This is a genomic window from Acinetobacter sp. WCHAc060025, from assembly GCF_004209355.1.
Lineage (GTDB): Bacteria > Pseudomonadota > Gammaproteobacteria > Pseudomonadales > Moraxellaceae > Acinetobacter > Acinetobacter wuhouensis.
Genome location: NZ_SGSX01000028.1, coordinates 1 through 25,695 on the forward strand (window position 1 = coordinate 1; position 25,695 = coordinate 25,695).

24 protein-coding genes and 1 tRNA gene are annotated in these 25,695 nt (G+C 37.8%); 11 read left to right on the forward strand and 14 right to left on the reverse strand.

Annotated features, from left to right (window positions below; translation table 11 throughout):
- Window positions 1–692: 692 nt before the first annotated feature.
- Window positions 693–769, reverse strand: a tRNA-Met gene (locus EXE09_RS17235).
- Between the two features lie 160 nt (window positions 770–929).
- Between EXE09_RS17235 and EXE09_RS17240 the strand changes: the two genes are divergently transcribed.
- Window positions 930–1,331, forward strand: coding sequence for a hypothetical protein (locus EXE09_RS17240; protein WP_130118090.1), 402 nt, complete (start codon window positions 930–932; stop codon window positions 1,329–1,331).
- 53 nt (window positions 1,332–1,384) lie between these two features.
- On the opposite strand, the gene EXE09_RS17245 is transcribed toward EXE09_RS17240, so the two are convergent.
- The 6 genes from EXE09_RS17245 to rlmE all read right to left on the reverse strand — a co-directional run bounded on the left by EXE09_RS17245 (window position 1,385) and on the right by rlmE (window position 9,477).
- Entirely contained in the window at window positions 1,385–1,699 is a 315-nt protein-coding gene (locus EXE09_RS17245; protein WP_068973501.1) for a DUF5713 family protein, read from the reverse strand.
- Between the two features lie 99 nt (window positions 1,700–1,798).
- Window positions 1,799–3,523, reverse strand: coding sequence for a vWA domain-containing protein (locus tag EXE09_RS17250; RefSeq protein WP_416332374.1), 1,725 nt, complete (start codon window positions 3,521–3,523; stop codon window positions 1,799–1,801).
- 202 nt (window positions 3,524–3,725) lie between these two features.
- Entirely contained in the window at window positions 3,726–5,225 is a 1,500-nt protein-coding gene (locus tag EXE09_RS17255; protein ID WP_416332375.1) for a vWA domain-containing protein, read from the reverse strand.
- Between the two features lie 368 nt (window positions 5,226–5,593).
- A complete protein-coding gene (gene folP / locus EXE09_RS17260) occupies window positions 5,594–6,448 on the reverse strand; it encodes a dihydropteroate synthase (RefSeq protein WP_130118092.1) in 855 nt (284 codons plus the stop codon).
- Window positions 6,449–6,757: 309 nt separating this feature from the next.
- On the reverse strand, window positions 6,758–8,647 hold the full coding sequence (gene ftsH, locus EXE09_RS17265; RefSeq protein WP_087553203.1) for an ATP-dependent zinc metalloprotease FtsH: 1,890 nt from the start codon (window positions 8,645–8,647) through the stop codon (window positions 6,758–6,760).
- A 179-nt stretch (window positions 8,648–8,826) separates the two neighbouring features.
- Window positions 8,827–9,477, reverse strand: coding sequence for a 23S rRNA (uridine(2552)-2'-O)-methyltransferase RlmE (gene rlmE, locus EXE09_RS17270; protein WP_068973497.1), 651 nt, complete (start codon window positions 9,475–9,477; stop codon window positions 8,827–8,829).
- Between the two features lie 197 nt (window positions 9,478–9,674).
- On the opposite strand from rlmE, the gene yhbY reads away from it, so the two are divergent.
- Window positions 9,675–9,998, forward strand: coding sequence for a ribosome assembly RNA-binding protein YhbY (gene yhbY / locus EXE09_RS17275; RefSeq protein ID WP_068973496.1), 324 nt, complete (start codon window positions 9,675–9,677; stop codon window positions 9,996–9,998).
- A 23-nt stretch (window positions 9,999–10,021) separates the two neighbouring features.
- Complete coding sequence (locus tag EXE09_RS17280; RefSeq protein ID WP_130118093.1) at window positions 10,022–10,561, forward strand: DOMON-like domain-containing protein; 540 nt, start codon at window positions 10,022–10,024, stop codon at window positions 10,559–10,561.
- Window positions 10,562–10,789: 228 nt separating this feature from the next.
- On the opposite strand, the gene EXE09_RS17285 is transcribed toward EXE09_RS17280, so the two are convergent.
- Entirely contained in the window at window positions 10,790–11,365 is a 576-nt protein-coding gene (locus EXE09_RS17285) for a hypothetical protein (protein ID WP_228257231.1), read from the reverse strand.
- Between the two features lie 331 nt (window positions 11,366–11,696).
- Here EXE09_RS17285 and carA point away from each other — a divergent pair, with 331 nt between their 5' ends.
- The 6 genes from carA to EXE09_RS17315 all read left to right on the forward strand — a co-directional run bounded on the left by carA (window position 11,697) and on the right by EXE09_RS17315 (window position 18,896).
- Entirely contained in the window at window positions 11,697–12,839 is a 1,143-nt protein-coding gene (gene carA, locus EXE09_RS17290; RefSeq protein WP_130118094.1) for a glutamine-hydrolyzing carbamoyl-phosphate synthase small subunit, read from the forward strand.
- A gap of 13 nt (window positions 12,840–12,852) precedes the next feature.
- Window positions 12,853–16,086, forward strand: coding sequence for a carbamoyl-phosphate synthase large subunit (gene carB / locus EXE09_RS17295; RefSeq protein WP_130118095.1), 3,234 nt, complete (start codon window positions 12,853–12,855; stop codon window positions 16,084–16,086).
- Window positions 16,087–16,177: 91 nt separating this feature from the next.
- On the forward strand, window positions 16,178–16,657 hold the full coding sequence (greA, locus tag EXE09_RS17300; protein ID WP_068973492.1) for a transcription elongation factor GreA: 480 nt from the start codon (window positions 16,178–16,180) through the stop codon (window positions 16,655–16,657).
- 67 nt (window positions 16,658–16,724) lie between these two features.
- Window positions 16,725–17,201, forward strand: a complete 477-nt coding sequence (locus EXE09_RS17305; protein WP_087553201.1) for a hypothetical protein — start codon at window positions 16,725–16,727, stop codon at window positions 17,199–17,201.
- Between the two features lie 131 nt (window positions 17,202–17,332).
- Complete coding sequence (locus EXE09_RS17310; RefSeq protein WP_130118096.1) at window positions 17,333–18,217, forward strand: class I SAM-dependent methyltransferase; 885 nt, start codon at window positions 17,333–17,335, stop codon at window positions 18,215–18,217.
- Between the two features lie 67 nt (window positions 18,218–18,284).
- Window positions 18,285–18,896, forward strand: coding sequence for a CatB-related O-acetyltransferase (locus EXE09_RS17315; RefSeq protein ID WP_130118097.1), 612 nt, complete (start codon window positions 18,285–18,287; stop codon window positions 18,894–18,896).
- Here EXE09_RS17315 and EXE09_RS17320 read toward each other — a convergent pair.
- The 4 genes from EXE09_RS17320 to EXE09_RS17335 are packed head-to-tail and all read right to left on the reverse strand — an operon-like array spanning window position 18,883 to window position 21,899.
- Window positions 18,883–19,134 (reverse strand): hypothetical protein, encoded by a 252-nt coding sequence (locus EXE09_RS17320; protein ID WP_130118098.1) that lies wholly within the window; start codon window positions 19,132–19,134, stop codon window positions 18,883–18,885. The two genes, EXE09_RS17315 and EXE09_RS17320, sit on opposite strands and share 14 nt — an antisense overlap.
- Complete coding sequence (locus EXE09_RS17325; RefSeq protein WP_130118099.1) at window positions 19,131–20,291, reverse strand: KAP family P-loop NTPase fold protein; 1,161 nt, start codon at window positions 20,289–20,291, stop codon at window positions 19,131–19,133. Before EXE09_RS17325 ends, EXE09_RS17320 begins: the two co-directional genes overlap by 4 nt.
- 59 nt (window positions 20,292–20,350) lie before the next feature.
- On the reverse strand, window positions 20,351–21,103 hold the full coding sequence (locus EXE09_RS17330) for a hypothetical protein (RefSeq protein WP_130118100.1): 753 nt from the start codon (window positions 21,101–21,103) through the stop codon (window positions 20,351–20,353).
- A gap of 7 nt (window positions 21,104–21,110) precedes the next feature.
- On the reverse strand, window positions 21,111–21,899 hold the full coding sequence (locus EXE09_RS17335; RefSeq protein WP_130118101.1) for an enoyl-CoA hydratase-related protein: 789 nt from the start codon (window positions 21,897–21,899) through the stop codon (window positions 21,111–21,113).
- 426 nt (window positions 21,900–22,325) lie between these two features.
- Between EXE09_RS17335 and EXE09_RS17340 the strand changes: the two genes are divergently transcribed.
- Window positions 22,326–22,763, forward strand: coding sequence for a universal stress protein (locus EXE09_RS17340; protein ID WP_068973486.1), 438 nt, complete (start codon window positions 22,326–22,328; stop codon window positions 22,761–22,763).
- Between the two features lie 81 nt (window positions 22,764–22,844).
- Here the strand turns inward: EXE09_RS17340 and EXE09_RS17345 are convergent, their stop codons facing one another.
- Complete coding sequence (locus EXE09_RS17345) at window positions 22,845–23,159, reverse strand: MGMT family protein (protein WP_087553194.1); 315 nt, start codon at window positions 23,157–23,159, stop codon at window positions 22,845–22,847.
- A gap of 137 nt (window positions 23,160–23,296) precedes the next feature.
- On the opposite strand from EXE09_RS17345, the gene EXE09_RS17350 reads away from it, so the two are divergent.
- Entirely contained in the window at window positions 23,297–24,271 is a 975-nt protein-coding gene (locus EXE09_RS17350; RefSeq protein WP_130118102.1) for an alpha/beta fold hydrolase, read from the forward strand.
- A gap of 520 nt (window positions 24,272–24,791) precedes the next feature.
- On the opposite strand, the gene EXE09_RS17355 is transcribed toward EXE09_RS17350, so the two are convergent.
- Window positions 24,792–25,695 (reverse strand): type I secretion C-terminal target domain-containing protein (locus EXE09_RS17355; protein ID WP_130118103.1); only part of this gene is annotated, 904 nt, incomplete at its 5' end.

Here is a 25,695-nt window from a genome sequence, read left to right on the forward strand (position 1 = left end):
ATATAATTCAATCTAGCTTTCTCATGTTCCCAATTGAATTGAGAACATCTTTTACGAAGTATAAAGAACTTTACGAGTATTTAAAGCCAATCAAAATAATATCAGTATACTTTTTGAAACACCACCATTTTACCTCCACCCAATGATAAAGCCTTTTGATTTCCAATAAGAAAATACATAAGATTCCAAAAATGTTCATTTTCATGAAATTTATCTTTTTTCATATTGCACACTTTAAATGCAAAAAACATATGCAAATTATGAATAATTTTCCAAAAAAATAATTACATAAAAATCAAAAGATAAACAATAATAATGCATACTAAATAAATTTAATATGCAAATGGTTAATATGAATAATTTTGCATATTATCATGCCGTTAGACAGGACAAACACCAATTCAAACGAGTTTAAAAAACTCTACGGTTAGATAATACCAATCAGTTAAGAATTTTTTGAATCCCCCTTACGGGACATGTTCCTCACCTTTTCCAAAGGAGGGATGAGTAGCCTAGCTACGCAAGATTACTAAAAATTATTTATGTTTAGTGCAGAATAACTTGTAAAATTTTAGTGCAAAATAAAGTATAAATTAGTGCAAAATAAATCGAAAACTTACATTTTGCTTAAATTTTATTTATTTTCAAAAATACAAAAAAAGAGACCATGCGGTGAGCATGGTCTATAAAAATGGTGGCTATGACGGGACTTGAACCTGTGACCCCCGCATTATGAGTGCGGTGCTCTAACCAACTGAGCTACATAGCCTTAAACTGTGTGGGCATTATCTAGATTTATCTGGCATGCGTCAAGCACCGAAAAGCACTAATGATCACGCTTTAAACAATTGATAATTAAATGTTTAAAATTAATACATATTTATAAAATTATTGAGGCAAAATAGAAGAAATTTTTCTTTGAGCCCTCTATGAAAATCAAAAGTTTAGCTCTCATTTTATCTTTAACGCTACTGACCGCTTGCCAGACAATCAGCCCAATCTTTGTGGACTATAACGGTGTGCGAATGGATGTAGCAAAATGGATCAATCAGCATCAACTTCTCAGCATGCAACAAAAACGAAGCATGGTACAACTGAGCAAAGCTCAACAACAACTTCAACGTATTGACAATATTCCAGAGACACAGAAATTAGCAATTGCCAAAGACAATAGTATTGCCATGCATTGTGCACAACAACATTTAACTGAATCTCAAATCAGTCAACTACAACAGCAAATTTTTGGTGATGATAAACAAAGTATTTTAGACATCTATGATCAAAAATTTCCAAAGTTAAAATTGGACGTAAATGCCATTCAGTGCGAATAATGGATATCGTTCTTTTTATTTTTCTGATATTCAATAGAAAAATAGAGAGTGACTTACCACTCTCTATTTGCAACAAGTTCTTCCATTTCAATATCAAGATAACCTTGATCTTGCACCACCATCATCATCGCTTCTGCAATATAATCTGCAGCAGTATCATCCAGTGAAGAATCAAGGTCTTCAAACTGTGGCTTCATTTCATTAATATCAAGCACAGTTGAGTTTGCTAAAGCATACACCTCAGCATCACTAAAACTGGTTTTCGCTAATTTCTTAGCAAATTGTTCGATCAGTTGCTTGACTTCAGCAACCAGAATATCTGGATAATATTCATCATCGAACATTGGGAGGAGTAAATCATTAAACATAGCGACCAAAAAAATCTGACAGCAATTGACCTGCTTATATAACACAAACGATACAATTCACCAAATTGATATGCCGCTTTTCATGATCGAATTTACAAATCACTCTTTCGCATTTGCGCTTAAACTTTTTGCAATCCCAATTAAATCAACAAATTCAGAGCGTATTTGAAAAGGATCTGGTTGATCAGACTGTTTCGCTAGTTTTTGAATATCATTCCATGTCTGATTTGCACTGTATTTTCCACCCTGCAACTTTTGCCCATAACTTGCAACCGCTATTGCAAATTGGGTGTCTGTACTGGCTTGTGACAAGGCTTTACTTTGCGCTTTGATCGGTTGATTGAGCAAAATACTGTTTTTTTCATTCGGTTGTTTATAACGTAGCTTTAAAAATGCATATTCACCATTTTTATTGGCATCAGTCGATTTTGCAGCAGCTTGATAGCGAGATTCATTTAACCACCCTGCTTGTCCTGTAGGGATAATTTCATACAATGCCGTCACGGTATGCCCTGCGCCAATATCACCTGCATCCACTTGATCATTATTAAAGTCTTCTTGCTTCAAGATACGATTTTCATAGCCAATTAAGCGATATTCTTTTACGGTATGCGGATTAAATTCAACTTGAATTTTTACATCCTGTGCAACCGTCGCAAGAGTCGATGACAATTGACGTTGTAGGACTTTCTTGGCTTCTTTTTCATTATCAATATAACTATAGTTGCCATCACCCGCATCTGCCAGTTGCTCCATCAACTGCTCATTATAATTGTTTGTTCCAAACCCTAAAGTTGTGAATGAAATCCCTGATTTACGTTTTTCCGTCACCATGCCTTTTAAAGTGTTGAAATCGGTAATCCCCACATTAAAATCACCATCAGTGGCGATAAGAATACGGTTAATCCCACCTTTGATCATGGATTTTTCAGCTTCTTCATACGCCATACGAATCGCACGTTCTCCTGAGGTTGCACCCTGCGCTTGCAATTTATTAATCACGCTGAGGATTTTGTCTTTATCTTTACCCGAAGTCGGTTCAAGCACCAATTTCTCACCACTTGCATAGGTGATAATCGTGACTTTATCTTGAGGACGTAGCTGTTCGGTCAATGTTCTGAGTGTGGTTTTCACTAAAGGTAATTTATTTTCATTGTCCATACTGCCTGAAACATCAATCAAGAAAACTAAATTTGCAGGAGGAAGATTTTTAGGGTCAATATCTTTGGCTTTAATCCCAATCTTGATTACTTTAGCATTACTTTTCCACGGAGAATCTACAGTTTCAGTGGTAACAGAAAACGGATGTTGCCCTATCGGCAATGGATAATCATAGTTAAAGTAGTTAATCAATTCCTCTATACGCACTGCATCCACAGGCGGTAATGCACCATTGTTATTTAAATAACGTCTAACATTTGAATAACTTCCCGTATCTACATCAATACTAAAGGTTGAAACCGCTTCTTGAGCCACACTTTTTACAGGATTGATCTCATTTTCTTGATATTTTTCAGTATTCTGTACAGCTTGTGATTTTTCTCGAATAATCATTTCAGGCTGTCTCATGCTAACACGTGAGCTATGAACTGCCGAGCTATGAACTGCTGAGCTTTGTACTAGTTTTTGGTTATGTGCTGCATAAGCGGCTTGCTTTGCTAAAGTTCTTGCATCTGCTATTGGCGCAGGAGAAACAGGCATCGGTACTACTGGTGCAACTTCAACAACCGTAGCAGATTGTTTATATTGCATTTGTGAACAACCACCCAAACCAATGATCGTTAGGCTTAATATCGTAAATTGGGTCTTCAAATGAAAATTCATTCTAATTTCCTTATTTTTAAAATTTTGATTGTTCAAGTCATGAAATAAATAATGACGAATTTATCACCCTATATTGGCAATTAAAACAGCATTTATAATGAATGATTTGTAATTTTTTGAGCAAAAAAGGCGCTTTATTACAAAACGCCTGATTTATGGATAAGGAAGATTAATGATTGAGTTTTTATATTGTCTTTAAAATTTAAGAAGCTTTATTGATCTGTGTAGTCTTGGTCGCACTTGGGTTTAAACTTTTGGCTTTTTTCACCAAATCAATAAATTCAGCTTTTAAACCATAAGCATCATTCTGTTTAGCACCATGCGCCAAGTTTAGAATATCATTCCAACCCATCGAAGCATTGTATTGACCGCCTTTTAACTGTTGACCATAAGCAGCAACCGCGATAGCAAAACGTGTGTCTGCATTGGCTTGACTCAAAGGCTTACTTGAAGCGGAAATCGGTTGTGTCAGTAAAATACTTTTGTTCTGATTCGGCAATTTATAACGGATATTTAAATAGGCATACTCAGATTTTTTTCCTTCACTCACAGCATTTTTCGCATAGCGTGAATCTGCCAACCAACCCTTTTGCCCTACTGGAATAATTTCATACAAAGCTGTCACTGTATGCCCTGCACCCACATCTCCCGCATCGACTTTATCGTTATTAAAATCCTCCTCTTTTAACATGCGATTTTCGTAGCCAATTAAACGGTACTCTTTCACCGTTGCAGGATTAAATTCAACCTGTAATTTTAAATCTTGCGCAACGGTTGCCAAAGTGGATGACATTTGACGCTGTAAGACTTTTTTTGCTTCATTTTCATTATCAATATAACTGTAATTCCCATTGCCCGCATCAGCAAGTTGCTCCATCAACTGCTCATCATAATTACCTGAGCCAAAACCTAAGGTTGAAAATGAAACACCAGTTTTACGTTTTTCTGCGATCATATTTTTTAGGGTATCAAAGTCAGTTATACCCACATTAAAATCACCATCAGTGGTAATTAAAATACGGTTAATCCCACCTTTAACAAAGCCCTGTTGAGCTGACTTATATGCCATTTGGATCGCTTGCTCACCGGCTGTACCACCGCCTGCAACAAGTTGATCAATTGCCTTGAGAATCTTATTTTTTTGGTCGCCGCTGGTTGGTGGTAAAACCACTTTATCACCATCTGAATAAGTAATTAACGTGACCTTATCTTGTGGACGTAGCTGTTTGGTTAGGATTTTTAAAGTCTTTTTCACCAATGGCAATTTGTTCGGTTCATTCATACTGCCTGACACATCGACCAAGAAGACTAAATTTGCAGCGGGTAAATTTTGTTGGTCAATGTCTTTGGCTTTAATACCAATTTTGATCACTTTAGCATTGGCCTGCCAAGGAGAGTCTACTGTTTCACTACTCACAGCAAAAGGATGCACACCTGTAGCCTGAGGATATTGATAATCAAAATAATTGATCATTTCCTCAACACGTACCGCATCGACAGGAGGTAAACTTCGATCTTGCACAAGGAAACGACGCACATTGGTATAACTACCTGTATCCACATCCGCACTGAATGTAGAAATGGGTTGTTGCGCAACACTTTTAACAGAATTGGTTTCAACCTTTTGATAGTTTTCCGTATTTTCAGCAGAACCCACTACAGGACTAGTAGCTACAACATCAGCTGTAGCAGCAGCTTCCATGTCAGCACTCGCATCAACAGCGACCTGTTCTGTTGAATATTCAGCAGAAACAGAGGCATCACTCGCAGCTTCTTCTGATTTTTTACTACATCCTGCAATCATTACAGCAAATAATGATAGTGCAAGTAAACTTTGTTTGGATTTCATCACTCATCCCTCAAATTATTGTCAGTTTTTATAGTTATATCGATATAAGTTAATTGTTATATTATTACATTACTATTTTTTCACAATATGCAAAACCACTTTGGTTGACATGATTTTGTATACGTTATGTAATATTATTACATCTAATAAATTCAAAAAAAAGCATGCCTGTAGACATGCTTGATTTACGGACAAGTAGAAATTTAAATTGTGAATAACGATTAGCTTGCTAGATTCATCGCTTGCCACACTTTAATCGCATCCGACATGGCTTTTACATCATGCGCACGCACCATACTCGCCCCCTGCTGAATACTGAGTAAATGCGCCGCCACACTGCCTACCGCACGATGTTGCGCATCTGCACCATTCAAAGCTTCACCGATAAAACGCTTACGTGATAAAGCAGAAAGAATCGGATAACCCATTTCATTGAGTTTATGAAATTCATTTAAAAGTTTTAAATTCTGCTGTGCATTTTTTGCAAAGCCAAAACCGGGATCAATCATGATATTTTCAGCACGGACACCTGCGGACAATGCATCATCGACACGTTGTTGTAACTCTGCCATCACATCCAATGTCACATCGTGATATTGATCAAGATTATTCATGGTCGTTGGCTCACCACGCATGTGCATGATAATAATTGGAATATCTAATTCAGCTGCTGTTTGCAATGCATTTGGACGGGTCAAGGCACGTACATCATTCCAGATATGCGCACCTGCTTTCACAGCAGCTCGAATCACTTCAGGTTCAGACGTATCAATCGAGATCACAACATCATGCTTTGACAGCGCTTCAACCACAGGAACAACACGGCGGATTTCTTCTCCAAGCTCAACGGGTGATGCGCCTGGACGTGTAGACTCACCACCAATATCAATCACTGTTGCACCATCAGCTACCATTTGTAAGGCATGCGCTACCGCTTGATCTTTCTGGTTATGCTTTCCGCCATCACTAAATGAATCTGGGGTGACATTGAGAATTCCCATGACATGCGGTTGCGATAAATCTAATGATAATCGCCCACACTGCAAGACCTTTTTAGGCAGTGGTTGTAGTTGCATGTCATCGCTCCAATTTCATATTCACAATATTTTAGCAACTCATTAAACAAATAAGTTAAATCATTTTAATTAAAGCTTTATTTGAGCAATTTATGAATATGAAGTTTGCTTAGGCTATTTATAACCTTTTATGATTTCTGTTTGAATGATCTGTCAAATGATCAATTTTAATCATTGTTAAAATTCATCAAACATAAAAAAAGAGCCTCTTTCGAGACTCTCATTGTTAAGCTAGTTTTTTAAAGCCATGCTTTAAGTTTGCTCCGCACTATGTCTTGCGCTTCACTTAAAGCCACGCTTTAAGTTTGCTCAGGTCGCTGGTAATGGCGGTGGTGTTGATGGGCCATCAGTAGGAACAACATCAATCACTGGATTATCAGCCACATAAACTTTCGGAGGTTGAGGCTCGCGACCTTCCATGATGTCACGGATTTGATCACGGTCAATGGTTTCCCATTCCATCAAAGCTTTTACCATTGCATGTGCAATATCTTTGTTATTTTCAAGAATATCACGTGCAACCTTATATTGCTCATCTAAGATACGGCGAACTTCTTGGTCAACTTGTTGTTGCGTTGCTTCTGAAATCGTGCGATTGCCCATATTTCCAAAGAAACCATTTTGGTTTTCTTCTTCATAAACCATCACGCCCATTCTGTCAGACATACCGTATTTGGTTACCATCGCACGTGCCATTTTCGTTGCACGCTCGAAGTCGTTTGAAGCACCTGTCGACATTTGGTTAATGAAGACTTCTTCTGCAATACGACCACCAAATAAGATTGAAAGTTCATTCAACATTTTTGATTTGTAATGACTAATCGCATCTTGCTCAGGTAACTGCCAAGTCACACCCAAAGCCCAACCACGTGGCATAATTGTTACTTTATGCACTGGGTCTGTACCCGGAAGAATCTCAGCAACAATCGCATGACCCGCTTCATGATAAGCAGTCGCACGACGCTCTTCATCACGGATGACCATCGACTTACGTTCTGGCCCCATATACAACTTGTCTTTTGCATCTTCAAAATCATGCATATCGACAGTGTTTTTATTACGACGTGCTGCGAACAATGCTGCTTCATTCACAAGGTTTGCAAGTTGCGCACCAGAGAAACCAGGCGTACCACGTGCAAGAACTTTAACATCCACACCTGTAGTCGAAGGAAGTTTCTTCAAATGAACGTTAAGAATTTGCTCACGACCTTTAATGTCTGGAAGTCCAACCATTACTTGACGGTCAAAACGACCTGGACGAAGTAAAGCTTTATCAAGTACATCTGCACGGTTTGTTGCAGCAATCACGATAATGCCTTCATTACCTTCAAAGCCATCCATTTCTACAAGCATTTGGTTAAGGGTTTGTTCACGCTCATCGTGACCACCACCTGTGCCTGAACCACGATGACGACCTACCGCATCAATCTCATCAATAAAGATGATACATGGTGCATGGCGTTTTGCTTGTTCAAACATGTCACGTACACGAGATGCACCCACACCGACAAACATTTCAACGAAGTCAGAACCTGAGATACTAAAGAATGGAACTTTCGCTTCACCTGCAATCGCTTTCGCAAGTAAAGTTTTACCTGTACCTGGAGGACCGACCATCAACACGCCTTTCGGAATAGTTGCACCTAGACGTTTGAATTTAGCAGGATCCTTTAAGAAATCGACAATTTCGACAACTTCTTGTTTCGCTTCATCACAGCCCGCAACATCTGTAAATGTCACTTTGATTTGGTCTTCTGAAAGCATTTTTGCTTTCGACTTACCAAAGCTCATTGGACCGTTTTTACCACCTGCACCACCACCCATGTTACGCATAAAGAACATGAACAATAAAATAATCAATAGTACAGGGAAGCTTGCGATCAGAAGTTGCATCAACAAACCTTGGCGTTGAGGTGCAGTACCTTCAACAACAACGTTATTTTTGATGAGTGTTGGCATCAGTTCAGGATCTTGAACTGCTGGGCGAATACTTTCAAAGTCCGAACCATTCTTTTTTTCGCCACTTATTCTTTCGCCATCAATTGTGACTTTACTGATTTGACCAGCATTCACCGCTGTAATGAATTCTGAATAATTCATTGCAGAAGGCTTACTGCGGTCACTCAGGTTACTGAAGATAAGGATCAGCACACCTAGTATGACCAGCCACAATACGGCATTTTTGAAGTAATCGCTCAAAGCTTTATTCCCATATATAACTATTTTGATCAGGCTCAATCTTGCTTGATCGTAACAAAAAGCGAGTAATGAATTTCGCAATTATTATTAAAAACGTACAAAATGCACAATTTTTAACAACTTGGCAAGTATTTGTTGGCGATTCATTACCAACAATGAACATACCTTAAATACCCAACCTATTGCGATACTTTTTTACGGCCCTGTCCAATTAAAAAAACTTCTTTGGAACGTGCACGTGAAGCAGCGGGTTTTGCTGTTTTTAACACATCAAAACTGTCTACAACTTGCTTTCGAAACTCATCAAAACCAGTCCCTTGGAAAACTTTTACCACAAACTGCCCTTTTGGTCCTAAAACCTTATTGGCAAAATCAAGTGCAAGTTCACACAAGTAAATCTGGCGAGGTTGATCTACAGCCTTATTACCTGATGTATTGGGGGCCATATCCGAAATTACAACGTCTACAGTGCGTCCATTTAAAATATTTAACAATTTTTCGAAAACTTCTTCTTCACGGAAGTCACCTTGTAGGAAGGTTACATCGGGTAAAGCATCCATTTCTAAAATATCAGAAGCAATAACCAAACCCTTATCACCAACGAGCTTTCCTGCGATTTGCGACCAACTTCCAGGCGCAGCTCCCAAGTCAACCACGGTCATACCTGGCTTAATCATTTTATGTTTTTCTTGAATTTCAAGTAGCTTATATGCTGCGCGAGCGCGATAACCTTCTTTTTGTGCTTTTTTCACAAAAGGATCATCCAAATGCTCTCTCATCCACGCACGACTACTTTTCGATAACTTCTGGTTGGTAATGCGTGTAGCCATAACTCTCTTGATATAAACGATAACTAACCTCTGATTGTACGTTAAAAACATTTTCAATGCAGTATTGATCTGCATTTAAATCACCCAATATTGGTGTGTTTTTTTAAATCATCTTGATCGATTATTTCTACAGAATTTACAGCGCAGTGGAATGGCTTTTGTTATACTAGGTCGTTTTTAAATTTAGGTTATTTTTTATGGCGACTCTCTCTATCCAAGAACGTAAACGTTTACGTCAAATCGGACATGCATTAAACCCAGTTGTAATGCTTGGGGATAAAGGCTTGACTGAAAGTGTCGTTGAAGAATTAAGCCGCGCTTTAAATGATCACGAATTGATTAAAGTGAAAATTGCAGGTGAAGATCGTGAAGCACGTGCAGCAACAATTGCTGAAATCGCTGAAGTTTCAGGTTCTGAAGTAGTACAAACCATTGGTAAAATTGCATTACTTTACAAAAAAGCACCTAAACAAAATCCTAAGCTATCTAACTTAGTTCGCCACGCACATTTGTCTAATTAAGCTTAAATTTTACTGGCAATACTATGGCAAGTTACGAACTTAGTGCTTTTGATCGTCGTTTTCAAAGCATTTCTCTTGTTGGTGCGATTGAGCAAGTCAGCCCATATACATTGAATGTGGGTTATTGGCTCAGAGATCCGAATCAGTTTATTCAATATCCTGAACAAGTTGCATCAAATCCTCGCCAAGATTTTCTTTGGGAAAATACCTGCTTCGAGATTTTTATTGGCGTACAAGGCGAGGATTATTATCGTGAGATCAATCTTTCCCCTTCTCAAGCGTGGCAAGCCTATCAGTTTGAAGAATATCGCTATCCTGAAAATATGCCGCCTGTCGTTGCCTATGATATTGAACTGAATCAATTAAAGCGTACCCATTATGGCTTAAATGTCAGTATTGATTTAACCGAGTTCATGTTGGCAAATAAATTGAAATGGTCTGACTTATTTCTGGGTTTAACTTCTGTCTTGAATACAACGCAAGGGCAACATTATTTTGCAATGCAACATAGTGGTCAACAAGCTGACTTTCACAATAAGCGTGATTGGTTGCATACTTTTTAATTGATGCACATTCACTTATGCGCAAATATAAGATTCGAGGCGATATGCCTCGTTTTTTGTTTTTCTATTTTCAAATATTTTTCAAACAGGATTCAATAAAAAAGGCAGTGACATTGATCACTACCTTTTTTATCAAGCAACTTTAAAGTCTATTTCAAAGTTGTTGTTAAAATCAGCCATCAGCATTGCTCAATGATAATCAAAATGCTGAATACTTCATTTTTAAAATTAACTTTTTGAAGAACTTTCATCTTCAACCTTATTCACCACTTTTTTCCAAGCATCTAAGGTACTGTCTTTAGAACGCTTAAATGTTTCATTTAAATGTTCTTTGTGTTTTGAAGAAATTTGCGAAACATCAGTACGAATTTCCTTACCCACTTCAGTTAAATCTTTTAATAAAACTGTCAATTCAGTTTTAATCAACTCTGCAAGACCAACTAAATCTTTTGGTGATGTTGAGAATTGATTTTTAATAATATCCAAACGCATCAACAGCTCTTGTTTAAAGCTTTGCACTTGATCTTGAACTTGTGCATTTAACTGTTCAGCTTCTGCTTGCAAATTCGCTTTAGTTTCCGTCACAGCTTCAGTCACTTTCTGCTTTGTTTCAGCACTGATTTTCTCTAAACTCTCAGTCGTTTCAGCCACAACTTCTTTAATCGCAGCGGTGTCTTTTGCTACTTTTTTAGCGACAGTATCTTTGGCTGTATCGACTGCTTCTTTCACAGTCTCAACACTTTCTTTCACGTTTTCGATATTGTCTTTCACTGCATCTTTCACAGTTTCTTTTGAAATCGTCATCATTAATTCCCCCTGGAATGTGAGGCATAAAGATAACGTGAAATGTTAAATTTTAGAGTTTGATTTGTCAGACAATTCTTAAATACTTACAATTTCAATAAGTTCATTTGAAAATCAGATTTCATAATAAATAGCAAGGGATTTATCTTTCATTATCTTGAAAAATACATCTCAAATAAAATGGACTTTCGGGGGCATCATGCGTATAATATGCTGTTAAGTTACAAGCGAGCAGACATGAGGAGGGTAGGATTTAATTAACCTTCCTTTTTTTTCGTCTACTCGCTTTTTTACAGCCCTATTTTTGTGGTTTTAGTTCAGGAGCTATGGTTTGAGCACCCCCGCCATTTTAGCCCTTGCTGACGGTACTGTATTCAAAGGTACATCGATCGGCGCTACGGGAAGTACGACTGGTGAAGTCGTTTTTAACACTGCCATGACTGGTTATCAAGAAATCTTGACCGATCCAAGTTATGCACAGCAACTTGTAACTTTAACTTATCCTCATATCGGTAATACTGGTTGTAATGACGAAGACGCTGAGTCTGGTCGCATTCACAAAGTATGGGCGAATGGTTTAATCATTCGTGACTTGCCTTTATTACACAGCAATTTCCGAGCTACTCAGTCTCTTGGCGAATATTTACAACAACATAATGTGGTTGCCATTGCAGATATCGATACTCGACGTTTGACACGTATTCTTCGTGACAAAGGCGCACAAAACGGTTGCATTCTTGCAGGTGAAAATATCACTGAAGAAGAAGCAATTACAAAAGCACGTGCATTCGGTGGCTTAAACGGTTTAGACCTTGCTAAAGAATGTTGCGATCCTGAAGGTTTCGAATGGACTGAAGGTTCATGGACGCTTGGTCAAGGTTTCTCTCAGCCTGAAGCGAAGTTCCATGTTGTTGCATACGATTACGGTGTCAAAACCAACATCTTACGTATGCTTGCAGACCGTGGTTGCAAATTAACAGTTGTTCCTGCTCAAACTCCTGCTGAAAAAGTGCTTGCTTTGAATCCAGATGGCGTGTTCTTGTCAAATGGTCCTGGCGATCCAGCTGCATGTGACTATGCAATTGAAGCAGTGAAAACTATTGTTGAAGATGCACGAAATGTTCCTGTATTTGGTATCTGTTTAGGTCACCAAATCCTTGCACTCGCTTCTGGTGCTCAAACGGTGAAAATGCCACATGGTCACCACGGTGCAAACCACCCTGTTCAAAATATTGAAACTGGGACTGTGATGATTACTTCTCAAAACCACGGCTTCGCTGTAGATGCAGACACTTTGCCTGCAAATCTAAAAGCAACGCACAAGTCATTGTTCGATCAAACGCTTCAAGGCATTCATCGTACAGACAAACCAGCGTTCAGCTTCCAGGGTCACCCTGAAGCTAGTCCTGGTCCACACGACTGCGCACCTTTGTTCGATCATTTCATCGAACTTATTGAAGCATCTAAGAAGTAATTGAGGAGCGATCATGGCTAAACGTACAGACATTAAAAGCATCCTAATTATTGGTGCAGGTCCGATTGTCATCGGTCAGGCATGTGAGTTTGACTACTCAGGTGCACAAGCGTGTAAAGCCCTTCGTGAAGAAGGCTACCGTGTTATTTTGGTGAACTCTAATCCAGCGACCATTATGACTGACCCTGCTATGGCAGATGCAACGTATATCGAACCGATTACTTGGCAAACTGTTGCTGCAATCATTGAGAAAGAACGCCCAGATGCAGTTCTTCCGACAATGGGTGGTCAAACAGCATTGAACTGTGCACTTGCACTTGATGCCAACGGTATTTTGAAAAAATACAATGTTGAATTGATTGGTGCGACCAAAGAAGCGATCGAAAAAGCGGAAGACCGTAAACTTTTCGATATCGCAATGCGCAAAATTGGTTTGGAATGTCCACGTGCTGACGTTGCAGAAAGCATGGAACACGCGCTTGAAATTCAAGCTCGTTTCGGCTTCCCTGTGATTATCCGTCCATCATTTACCATGGGTGGTTCAGGCGGTGGTATTGCTTACAACCGTGAAGAATTCATTGAAATCTGTGAACGTGGTTTCGATCTTTCTCCAACGAAACAATTATTGATTGATGAATCTTTAATTGGTTGGAAAGAATACGAAATGGAAGTTGTTCGTGACAAAAACGACAACTGTATCATCGTATGTACAATCGAAAACTTTGACCCAATGGGCGTGCACACTGGTGACTCAATCACTGTTGCGCCTGCACAAACATTGACAGACAAAGAATTCCAGTTACTACGTAATGCATCTTTAGCGGTTCTTCGTGAAATCGGTGTAGAAACGGGTGGTTCGAACGTTCAATTCGGTATTAACCCGAAAGACGGTCGTATGGTTGTGATCGAGATGAACCCACGTGTTTCTCGTTCATCTGCCCTTGCTTCTAAAGCGACTGGTTTCCCAATCGCGAAAATTGCTGCGAAACTGGCTGTAGGTTATACCCTTGATGAGTTGAAAAACGACATCACTGGCGGTACAACACCTGCATCTTTCGAACCTGCAATCGACTACGTTGTAACGAAGATTCCTCGTTTTAACTTCGAGAAATTCCCACAAGCTGACGCGACACTGACAACTCAGATGAAATCTGTAGGTGAAGTGATGGCGATTGGTCGTAACTTCCAGGAATCTGTGCAAAAAGCGCTTCGTGGTCTTGAAGTTGGTGCATGTGGTTTTGATGAAAAAATCGCTGTCGGTACTGAAGGCGCGCGTGAAAAGATCCTTGTTGAACTTAAAGTTCCAGGTCCTGAGCGTATCTGGTATGTCGGTGATGCATTCCGTCACGGTTTCACTTTAGATGAAGTATTTGAAGCAACCAAAATTGATCGTTGGTTCTTGATTCAAATCGAAGACATCATCAAATCTGAAAACGAAATCAAAACTTTAGGTTTTGGTGATCTGAATGCGGACAATATCCGTTCTTTCAAACGTAAAGGTTTGTCAGATCTTCGCATTGCAAACTTGATGGGCATTTCACAAAAACAATTCCGTAAACATCGTTGGAACCTGGGTGTAACACCAGTTTACAAACGTGTTGATACTTGTGCTGCTGAGTTTGAATCAGATACAGCTTACATGTACTCAACTTACGATGAAGAATGTGAAGCGAATCCATCGACCAAAGACAAGATCATGGTGATCGGTGGTGGTCCTAACCGTATTGGTCAAGGTATCGAATTCGATTACTGCTGTGTACACGCTGCCCTTGCAATGCGTGATGACGGTTATGAAACAATCATGGTGAACTGTAACCCTGAAACTGTTTCAACGGATTATGACACTTCAGATCGTTTGTACTTCGAACCGATTACACTTGAAGATGTTTTAGAAATCGTACGTATCGAGAAGCCAAAAGGTATTATCGTACAGTACGGCGGTCAGACTCCGCTTAAACTGGCTCGTGCTTTAGAAGAAGCTGGTGCGCCAATTATCGGTACATCTCCTGATGCAATCGACCGTGCAGAAGACCGTGAACGTTTCCAGCAAATGATTCAACGCCTGCAACTTCGTCAACCAAACAACAGCATTGTTAAATCTGCTGAAGAAGGTATGGCTGAAGCTGCAAAAGTGGGTTATCCATTGGTTGTACGTCCATCTTATGTACTGGGTGGTCGTGCGATGGAAATCGTCTATAACGATGACGAACTTAAACGCTACCTACGAGATGCGGTACAAGCATCTAATGAAGCACCTGTACTTCTTGACCATTTCCTTGATGATGCGATCGAAGTTGACGTAGACTGCGTATCTGACGGCAAAGACGTTGTGATCGGCGGTATCATGCAGCACATCGAACAAGCAGGTATTCACTCAGGTGACTCAGCATGTTCTATTCCTCCTTATTCTTTATCTAAAGAAATTCAGGACGAAATGCGTCGTCAAACCATCGCTATGGCGAAAGAACTTGGCGTTGTTGGTTTGATGAACGTTCAATATGCTGTAAAAGGTAATGACGTTTACATCTTGGAAGTGAATCCACGTGCATCGCGTACTGTGCCGTTTGTTTCTAAATGTATCGGTGAATCTTTAGCGAAAGTTGCTGCACGTTGTATGGCGGGTCAATCTTTAGAATCTCAAGGATTCACAAAAGAAATTATCCCAACTCACTTTGCAGTGAAAGAAGCGGTATTCCCATTCAACAAATTCCCAGGTGTTGACCCGATCCTTGGCCCAGAGATGAAATCTACAGGCGAAGTGATGGGTGTAGGTACTACTTTTGGTGAAGCGTTCTATAAAGCTGTGTTAGGCTCAAATGATCGTTTACCAGGTAAACCAACTGAAGGTGAAATCAAACACGTATTTATTTCTGTACGTGATTCAGATAAACCTCGTGTTGTTCCTATCGCACAACAACTTGTTGATCTAGGCTTTAAAATTATCGCAACTGGTGGTACTTTTGATGTTATTCAACAAGCGGGTATTGAAGTTGAACGTGTGAATAAAGTCACTGAGGGTCGCCCAAATATCGTCGACCGCTTGAAAAATGGCGAAATTCACCTCATTATCAATACAACTGAAGGTAAACAAGCTCAGCAGGATTCATTCTCAATCCGTCGCTCTGCGCTTCAAGGTAAAGTGTATTACACAACGACCTTGAATGGTGCTGATGCTGTATGCCAAGCTTTAGCAATTAAATTGCCAATGGATGTATATCGCTTGCAAGATTTGCAAACACTAGGTTAATTCGTTTCCGAGAAGTCCCGTCACCTATCGGTGGCGGGCTTTTTTCATTTTATAAACCTGTATTTTTTAAATACAAAACTGAGGGACAACAATGCAACGTTATCCTATGACTCCTGAAGGCAAGGTTGCTTTGGAGAAAGAATTACAGCAGTTAAAAACTGTTGACCGTCCACGTATCACTGCGGCAATTGCGGAAGCTCGTGAACATGGGGATTTAAAAGAAAATGCGGAATACCATGCAGCGCGTGAGCAACAAGGTTTCTGCGAGGGTCGTATTCAGGACATCGAAGGTAAACTCGGTGCTTGCCAAGTAATCGATGTAAAAGAACTTGAGCAAACAGGTCGTGTGGTTTTCGGTGTAACTGTAACCATCGAAAACTTAGATACAGAAGAGCAAAAGACTTATCGTATCGTGGGCGATGATGAAGCTGACTTTAAAATTCACAAAATTTCTGTAAATTCACCGATTGCACGTGGTCTTCTCGGTAAAAACGAAGGCGATGAAGTTAAAATCGTCACACCACAAGGTGAAGTAGAATACGAAGTTGTCAGTGTTGAGTATCTTTCATAGTTATTTAACTAGAAATATTTGATAAAATTAGGGCTGATCATTCAGCCCTTTTTCTTTGATTTAAATAATGAAAATTAAAAATCTGTTTAATTCCACATTGCTACTTTGTCTATTATTACCTACAGCACTCTATTTTACAGTGTTGAGAGAAGGGATTATTACTTTTAGCTTCGGATTATTTTTGTGCTTTTGTAGTTATAGTATTTTCTTTTATAGCCAAAATAAAAAAAGACCTGATGATTTATCTACAAATATAATATCATCTTTTGCCTTTGTTGCTCCCATTTTGTTCTTAGGGATATGGGCTCAAATGACATCATTAACCAGTCGAAATTTTGAAACATACTTACAACAACATCAATGTGAAAGCACAAAAAAGAGATATAAATATACGGTATCTAAATGTGAAAACAAGGTTTGTAAAAGTGTACCCGCCTCAGATATTGTGTATTACTGTGATTCCTCTCAGGAAAGTATGTATGAAACTAAATATAAAGAACTTTATGGTCCTAAATATGGAATTTGGGATGATCAACTTGATTAACTAAGACTTATCGCTCATTTCATAAAAAATTTAACTCACAATATAGTCCATCTCTTGCGTATCAAATCGCCATTGTTTAAATGCTTTTTTCTTTTAAAGTGTTAGAAAATAAAATTTTAAGTGGATATATTATGAAAGCAGGACGAGTCAGTCGAACTGCCGAAGCTGCTGCTGCGCTTCGTGCCAATCACTATCTTTATGCAAATGACCCTGTATTTTCAGATCCTTATGCTTTTGAAATGACCAATGCACGTTGGCGTTTTTTGCTCAAAAATGGCTTATTTCGTAAAACCTTAAATTCCACTTTTATGAATCAAACTTTTGGCAAACTCACAGGACAAGTGGTTGGACGTTCTCGTTATACCGAAGACCTTTTGCTACAAGCCATTGAACAGAATCATATTCAACAATATGTTTTGGTCGGTGCAGGTCTAGATTCTTTTGTATTACGTTTGGCTGCACAATTTCCAAATTTAAAAATATTTGAAGTCGATCATCCAGATACGCAAAAAACCAAAATTCAGCAACTCAAATCTGTTTTAAAATCTAAACAACTGCCTACCAATGTTGAATTTGTCAGCATTGATTTTGAAAAAGAAAAACTGTCTGATGCCCTGCTGCGCAGTCAGTATCAAGCGACTGAAAAAGCGTTCTTTTCTTGGTTAGGCACAACACATTATTTAACACCACAAACCACACTTGGGACTTTACAAAATATCGCCTCTATTGCGCCTTCTGGTAGTGAATTGGTGATGGACTATTCAATTGATTATAAAGAATTACAAGGCATTGAACGTTATGGCGCTTTTGCTTTAACCCATTTCACTCGCTTCTTAAAAGAACCTTTGATTGGTGCTTTTGCTTCTCAAGACTTGCATCAAGCTGTTGAGAATATGGGTTATATCGTTGACGAAGATTTATCTGGAGTTGATATTACTGAACGCTATTTCCATGATCGTGCTGATCATATTCGTCATACGCATGGATCACATTTGATTCATTTAAAAATTGCTTAGGCTATTTAATTCATCTTTTGGACGAAGTCATATAAAATGGTGAAACCACTAGCCTTTTGCTTTTTATATGACTGATTCCATTAACTCACCTGTGAAACACTGGTGTGAATTTGAGTTTATTTCTAAAACTGTGAACAATCCAAATATTCACATCAAAGGAAATTATTCTTATTATTCAGCTTATTGGGATCAAGGTTTTGAGCGTTGTGTGGTGCGTTATTTACATGATAAACCATCTACACCTGAAAAGCCGATTGATCAGCTTTATATTGGCAATTTTGTTTGTTTTGGGGCTGAATGCGTCATCATGATGGGTGGCAATCAGTTGCATCGTCCTGACTGGATTTCGACCTTTCCTTTTGATACGCGTAGCTTTTTACCTGCGGGTGATACGGTCATTGGTGATGGTTGTTGGATTGGTAGTCGTGCCATGATCATGCAAGGGGTGACTTTAGGTGAAGGTGCCGTGGTTGCTACAGGTGCTGTGGTTACGCAGGATGTGCCGCCTTATGCCATTGTTGGTGGTGTTCCTGCCAAAGTGATTAAGTATCGTTTTTCTGAGGAAGATATCGAAAAACTGCTTTCCCTTAAACTCTATGAGATGGATGAAAAGCAGTTTTTAAAGATGCGGGAAGAGTTGCAGACAGGAATTATTCCAAGCTTAATTAATTTTCGCTAAAAATACCTGTTTGGATATACGACTTCCAATCACGAATAAAATAATCAGTATGACTTAATTTATTGATTGCAAATTTTTCAAGATATTCTTTCAAAATAATTTCTTTAGCATCTATTTGTCCCGCTGTGCTATAACGCTTATTAATATTCTCTATCTTTGCTATATGGTCTATGATAAAAAAGTTATCAATATTAAATTCTGTAGCAAGTTTTGTATGGATAAAATGCTCTTTTGTCATATAACCAGTATCCCCCCTCCAAGATATGTGAAAAGAACATCAACTATCTGTTTAAAATTAAATAAATTAGTACTTACTGATTGATCGAATAATAATGCCATTAATATCATATTCATCTTATTATCATCAGTCCTTAATAGAGCAAACTGATTAATTTTTTTACTTAATTCTCGAGAATTGAATTTTTTTAATAATTGTAATCCAAGTACTAAATAATAAAGTTGATTGACAGTCTCAGTACTTTTTAACTCATTAATTCTAAATAGCTGTTCTTTAATGATATGTTGATATATTTTTGAGTTAATTATTTCTGGAAATTTTATTGTAAAATCTACAAATTTTTCTAAATAATCGCCATTTGACTCTGAATCATATCCATAAAAACTTTTGATTGATTGTAATAACTGTGGCTTATTCATCACTAAAACAAAAACTATTTTAGGTATATCAAAAAAATGTTTAATGCGTTCAATCAAGCGAATCGCAAAGTCAGGGCGACAACGATCAAGTTCATCAATGATAAAAACAAGTGGCTTTTCTAACTTACTTGCTAATTCTTTCAATTCATTTTTAAAATCAACTATTGTTTGCTTTTCTAAATGATGATTTTCAATTTTCTTTTCAATATGTTCTTTGAGTTTTCCTGTAATTTCATCACTTAAAGAGTCATATACATCTTTTCCATCCTTATAAACTTCTTGAATCGCTTCTCCAGCACCTCCAAGCCCGACCCAATGTAGAGCAGCTTTGGTTGCGATAACAGGAAGAATCGCTGCTAATGAAATTAAAACTGATGCAGTTTTTTCATTAAAACTTTCGACTTCACTTTCATCAATATTTTCAGCTGTTTTAAATGCTTCACTTATTTCAGCTGCTATTGTTAAAAATGGATCTTCTAAATAATCATTTGCAAAAGCATCTAGATAAATGACGTGATGATTTTTATTTTCTAAGTGCCTTTTCCAATTGCGTACAAACCACGTTTTCCCCTCACCCCAACGCGCATCTAAAGCAAGTACAGCACCGCAATTTAAGCGATCTACATAATTGGTCAGTTGGATACCTAAACGCTCTCGATCCCAAAGATCACCATCCCAAGCTTGTTCAATATTTTCTAGATTTGTACGTTGCCATGGTAATTGATTCAGTTCAGACATTAGTTATTCATTATCATAAAGTTAAAAACATTATGACTGAGTTTCAGTACATTTAAAACTCATTTAGCCTTTTGTCCAACCGGCATCACCACTTCACGATACTTTTCAATTTTCTTTGCTTTCTCAGGTTTAAATGATTCCCATGTAAAATCGGTATAATTCAACGTCCATTGATAGTACGGTTTTCCAACATCTTTAAATTGAATCGACAGCGTTGAACCACTTTCGTCATGGCAGTGTGGTGAAATTTTATAATCACGTTCAGAAAAACAAGCTCGAATCATTTCATAAGAATAAAAAGCAACATCATTCAAAGCGACTTTATACTTTCCATTTGGTTCTAACATTAAAAAATCAGCAATTTGCTCTCCTCTTCCTCCACCTGCATAACTTGTGCCCCATTTCTTCACCAAAGCAATAGAAAAGTTTTTTTGATTTAAAGGATAAAAAGCAGGAAAAATTTCGGTGCCATAATCCGCCATTTCATCATCAGGGGAATGTTGACTACTATGCCGATAATGATCAAAACGCCATGAATTTATCAATTTATATTGATTATTTACTTTTGATAATTCAAATAACTGAGGTGTATCATCCGTTAAATACAATTTATCCTCTGTAGATGCTTTCTTTTTCCAAACATCTACATGATTTCCGCACTTTAAACTTAAAGTATTACAAATGTACTTCACATGGCCTGTTTCAGCTTTTACTTTTACCCAAGGTGTTACTTTTATTTCCTCAGCTACAACCAATGTTGAAAAACAGTAGAAGCCTAAAAGTATAGTTAACTTATATACATTCAAAGTCATGAAATCATCACTGCCCTTTAAAGTTTGGCTTATCTTTCATTAAAAATGCACGAGCGGCTTCAATAAAATCTTCACTCTGCCCTGCTTTTAACTGTAAATCACGCTCTAACTTTAACTGAGTTTCCAAATCATTTTGCAAAGACACATTCAATGCTTGTTTGATCATGGCATAACTCAAGGTCGCTTGAGTTGCCATATATTCTGCAAGTTTTTCCACTTCCTGTTGTAATTGATCATCATCAACTACTTTATAAATCATGCCTAAACGTTCAGCTTCTTCTGCTGAAACTTTTTCTGCAGTAAGCATCAATGCCTTTGCTTTAGCAAAACCAATCATTCTCGGTAAAAACCATGTCGCGCCACCATCTGGAATTAAACCCATTTTGCTAAAAATTTGCGTAAAACTTGCAGACTTTGCAGCAATAGTAATATCACATAATAATGGAATACTTGCGCCCGCACCTGCTGCGGTACCATTCACCGCACAAATAATGATTTTCGGAATATTCAAGATCAGATCAATCATTGGTTTAAAATACTTTTCGATCACCAATCCCAAATCAATATTATCAACGTCTTGAAATAGGCTTGGACTCAGCTCCATCCCTGTACAAAAGGCTTTTCCAGTTGCCCCCAGAACAATAACTTTCACTTCAGGATCTTGTTCAAATGCTTTAAGTACGGAAATAATTTCTTCACTCATTGATAGCGTTAAACTATTAAACTGTTGAGGGCGATTCAACATCAAATAACCCACATGATTTTTTTCTTCTACAATGATAGTTTGATAATCCATTATCTATTTCCTCTTCAATTATAGTTTTGAAATTTAGTTTTAAAGTTTAGCTACATTTTCATTCATATCTTCTCTGTATTCAATTTATTGTAATTGAAGAATCTCTACATAAGCTGGCAGATTCTATCAATCCATAAAAATTATTCAGCAAACATTGATCTACTTTATCTGATGAACAAATCACGCTAAATCATGAGGATTATAAATTTATAGTGTTCGTAAACTGCTCATTAATCTTTAAAAAATAAGTATTCATGCAAGTATAGGTATTTTAATTGATGTCTAATCTTGTGCGGACAGCAATAAATTATGTCTATAAATTTACTAGGTTTTATTCATTTCATATTCACGTTATGATCGAGTGAGAAACTAGCAATTGTTATAACAACTTGAACTTAAATCTAAGTGCAAATAAGGAAAATACGCATGACTTATCAAAATATCCTCGTTCCAGTCGATGGCTCTGAAACTTCTTTATCTGTCGTTAAACACGCGGCTGATATTGCCAAAGCATTCAACAGTAAAATCACCGTTGTCCAAGTTATGACTTTAGACCCTTATATTGCAGCGGAATATCTAAGCAATGGACAAACAAATCAACTTATTGAACGTGCGCGTGAGTTTATTCAGGACAATATCAATGCTGCCAAAGAACAATTTGTTGCAGAAGGTCTACAAGTTGAAACCCGTCTCTTAGAAGGTGAAAGCATTACCCATACATTGGCGCAAGCGGTCAATGATTTGAAAATAGATCTTGTCGTACTCAGCTCACATGGTCGTACTGGTCTGAAAAAACTCATCATGGGCAGTGTCGCACAAGGTTTATTAACTGAGCTACAAATTCCAGTTTTAGTGGTTAAATAAGCATTTAAACTGATTTTTCTGCTTAAATTTCTGCTTTTCCTAAAACCTGTTGTTCTTAATGCGACAGGTTTTTTGTTTTGCTTATGGTTTCCATTGAAATTGTTTCAAATTCACCTTTCCATTGATCACAACAACGCCTTCTTCCAATAATTTTGCTGTCTGCACACACATTCCCTTTTCGTCTAATTTATTCAAGCTGATTCGACCTTGTGAATTAATGACGCGATACCAAGGAATATCATGGTCAGATGGAAGTTGACCCAAAACTTTTCCCACCAGTCGTGCATGTTTAGGCAAACCCGCCAAGCTGGCTATTTGCCCATAGCTCGCCACTTTGCTTTTGGGTATTTGAACGATGACATTGAGAATCATCTGTGCTAATTCTGGATTTGACATAGAACTTGGATAAACCTGCTGGAATTATGCTAAATTGACATTTTAAATTGGCTTTTTGCGTTTTAGGCAAATGCATTTTTATCATGCATATTCTAATGTAAAAACGTTTCCAAACTAAAACAACAAGAGTATTCATCATGAAAGGAATCTTGAACAAAATAGTTTTATCTACTGCGCTGGTCATGGGGTCAGTGACAGCAATCGGTATTTCTAGTACAACCTATGCTGCACCTGCCATCGATATCCAAAGCGTGCTACAACAAGAACGGACTTGGGCAGGCATGGAAACCAAACGTGTCAAAGTCGGTGACATTGATTGGGCATATAGTGAAGGTGGCCCTGCTGGTAAGCCTACGATTCTATTGGTTCATGGTCTTGCTGGTAGTCGTGACAACTGGAATCGTGTCGCACGCTATTTAACACCGTATTATCATGTGATTATTCCAGATCTACCTGGTCAAGGTGACAGCAAAGTTCCCGCAGATTTTGACTATTCTCTACCGAATTTGACTGAAAAATTACGACGTTTTGCCGAAGCTGTAAAAATTGAAAAAGATTTAAATATCGCAGGTCACTCAATGGGTGGTTCAATTGCTTTACTATATGCTGCGCAATACCCTGTTGATGCGAAATCACTCTTTTTAGTCGACAGCGCAGGTGTATTTAAATCTGCCAATACCCCTTATCTCAAAGATCCAACGACTTTGCGCAATATGATCGTGAGTAAGCCTGGGGATTTTGATCGCTTAATGAAAATCGCCATGAATCAACAACCTTTCATTCCGAAAGAGCTCAAAGATGCGCAAGAAAAACTCATGATCAGCCAAGCTGGAAATACCACAAAATTGGTTGAACAACTCATCGTAATGTCGAAATTATTTACCCCTGATTCATTTGCCATTGCAGCACGTTCAATCGATCAACCTGTTCTCATTGCATGGGGAGAAAAAGATCAAATTATCAATGTAGAAGCGGCAGCAGAGTTGAAAGGTTTATTGAAGAATGCCCAAGACCCTATTATTTTAAAAGGTGTTGGACATATGCCGATTTTAGAGCAAGAGCAGCTTTTGATTAAACCGTATTTGGATTTTCTAGCAAAATACAATCGTTAATCATTTAAGAACTGACTGTACTTTCATGATCACCAACAGAGCCTATACGTAGGTTCTGCTGTTAAATTTTTTATTGAAAACACATAGCTTTATTTACATAAGATCTTTTAATCAACAGAAATATAAGCATAATCAATAAAGCAACTCTGCATAGACAATCTTTCTTCAATAATTTAACAATATTTTGAGTGCTTAATAAGACTTAACTATGTTCAAAATTATATTTCTCCAGTATTAAATCAACATCAGCACCCATTGTAATTATTTAAGGCATGAAGCAATCATGATTTTTGATTGTTAAGTTGATTATTTTTAAACCAATGATCTCTAAATTAATAATTTTTCATTTGATTCATTTGGATAGATTAATCCTCTTATACACTATGAATGATTAATCATTTCAATTTAGGTTCACCCTACAGCATATTAAACTTGTATATAAATAAGCCATAAAGTGTATCAATTACTGCTAAAAATAAAAAAGGATGCCGAAGCATCCTTTTCTTTAAAATCGTTTAAATTAAATGATTAATTGGTTGTTTTGGATCAATGTTAATAGGTCTGTTTTCACATCATTCAAGATAAGCACATCTGTAAATGTATGTGTTGTACCAGCTTTACCATCACGGTCAATTTGAACATGAGTATTCGTACCATCATAAGTTACATTGACGTATTCAGTAAGGTTAGATGATGGATCTAATGTTACTTTACCTGTGCTGTCTGTATGTAGAACATTAGAAATTTTATCATTCAATAATTCATGGATATCAATAACATCTGCATTGGCATCCGTTCCTATTTTACCAATTTTGAAGTTATTTGCTTGGTCAATACCATTACCACCGGTGTCGTGACTTGCATTTAATAACGCGAAGTAGATCGTATCACTGCCACCTGTAGTACCCATATTATAAGTATCGTTACCCGCATTACCTTGGAAGACTTCATCTGCGCTACTTCCATTAAAGGTTGATGGGGTACTTGCCACACCTGATGAATTTTCCGAACTAGAGGTTCCGCTATCATCAGCGAGTGAGCTATTTGGTGTCGCATCATTGCTCTTCGCAGTTGCACCATCCGTTCCTGTATCTGCAGCAACATTATCTACATATTGTTTAGATGCAAATGAAGCTGATGGCGTAGCATCTGGTACTATCTCAGTCGCAACAATACTTCTATTCCCTGCTTGATCCACTGAAACTGCTGATACACTTTGTCCTGGCATTAACCCTGGAATCGAAATAGACCAATTTCCAGCTGGATCAGCAGAGACATATTGATCTGAACCTTTTACACCATTTACGATTACGTTGACAATTACCACAGAGTTTCCTTCTGCTGTACCTGTAATCGGACTCGTCGAATCTACAATAGGATCAATTGCAACATCTGGAATCGTAGTATCGACTGTAACTGTTTCA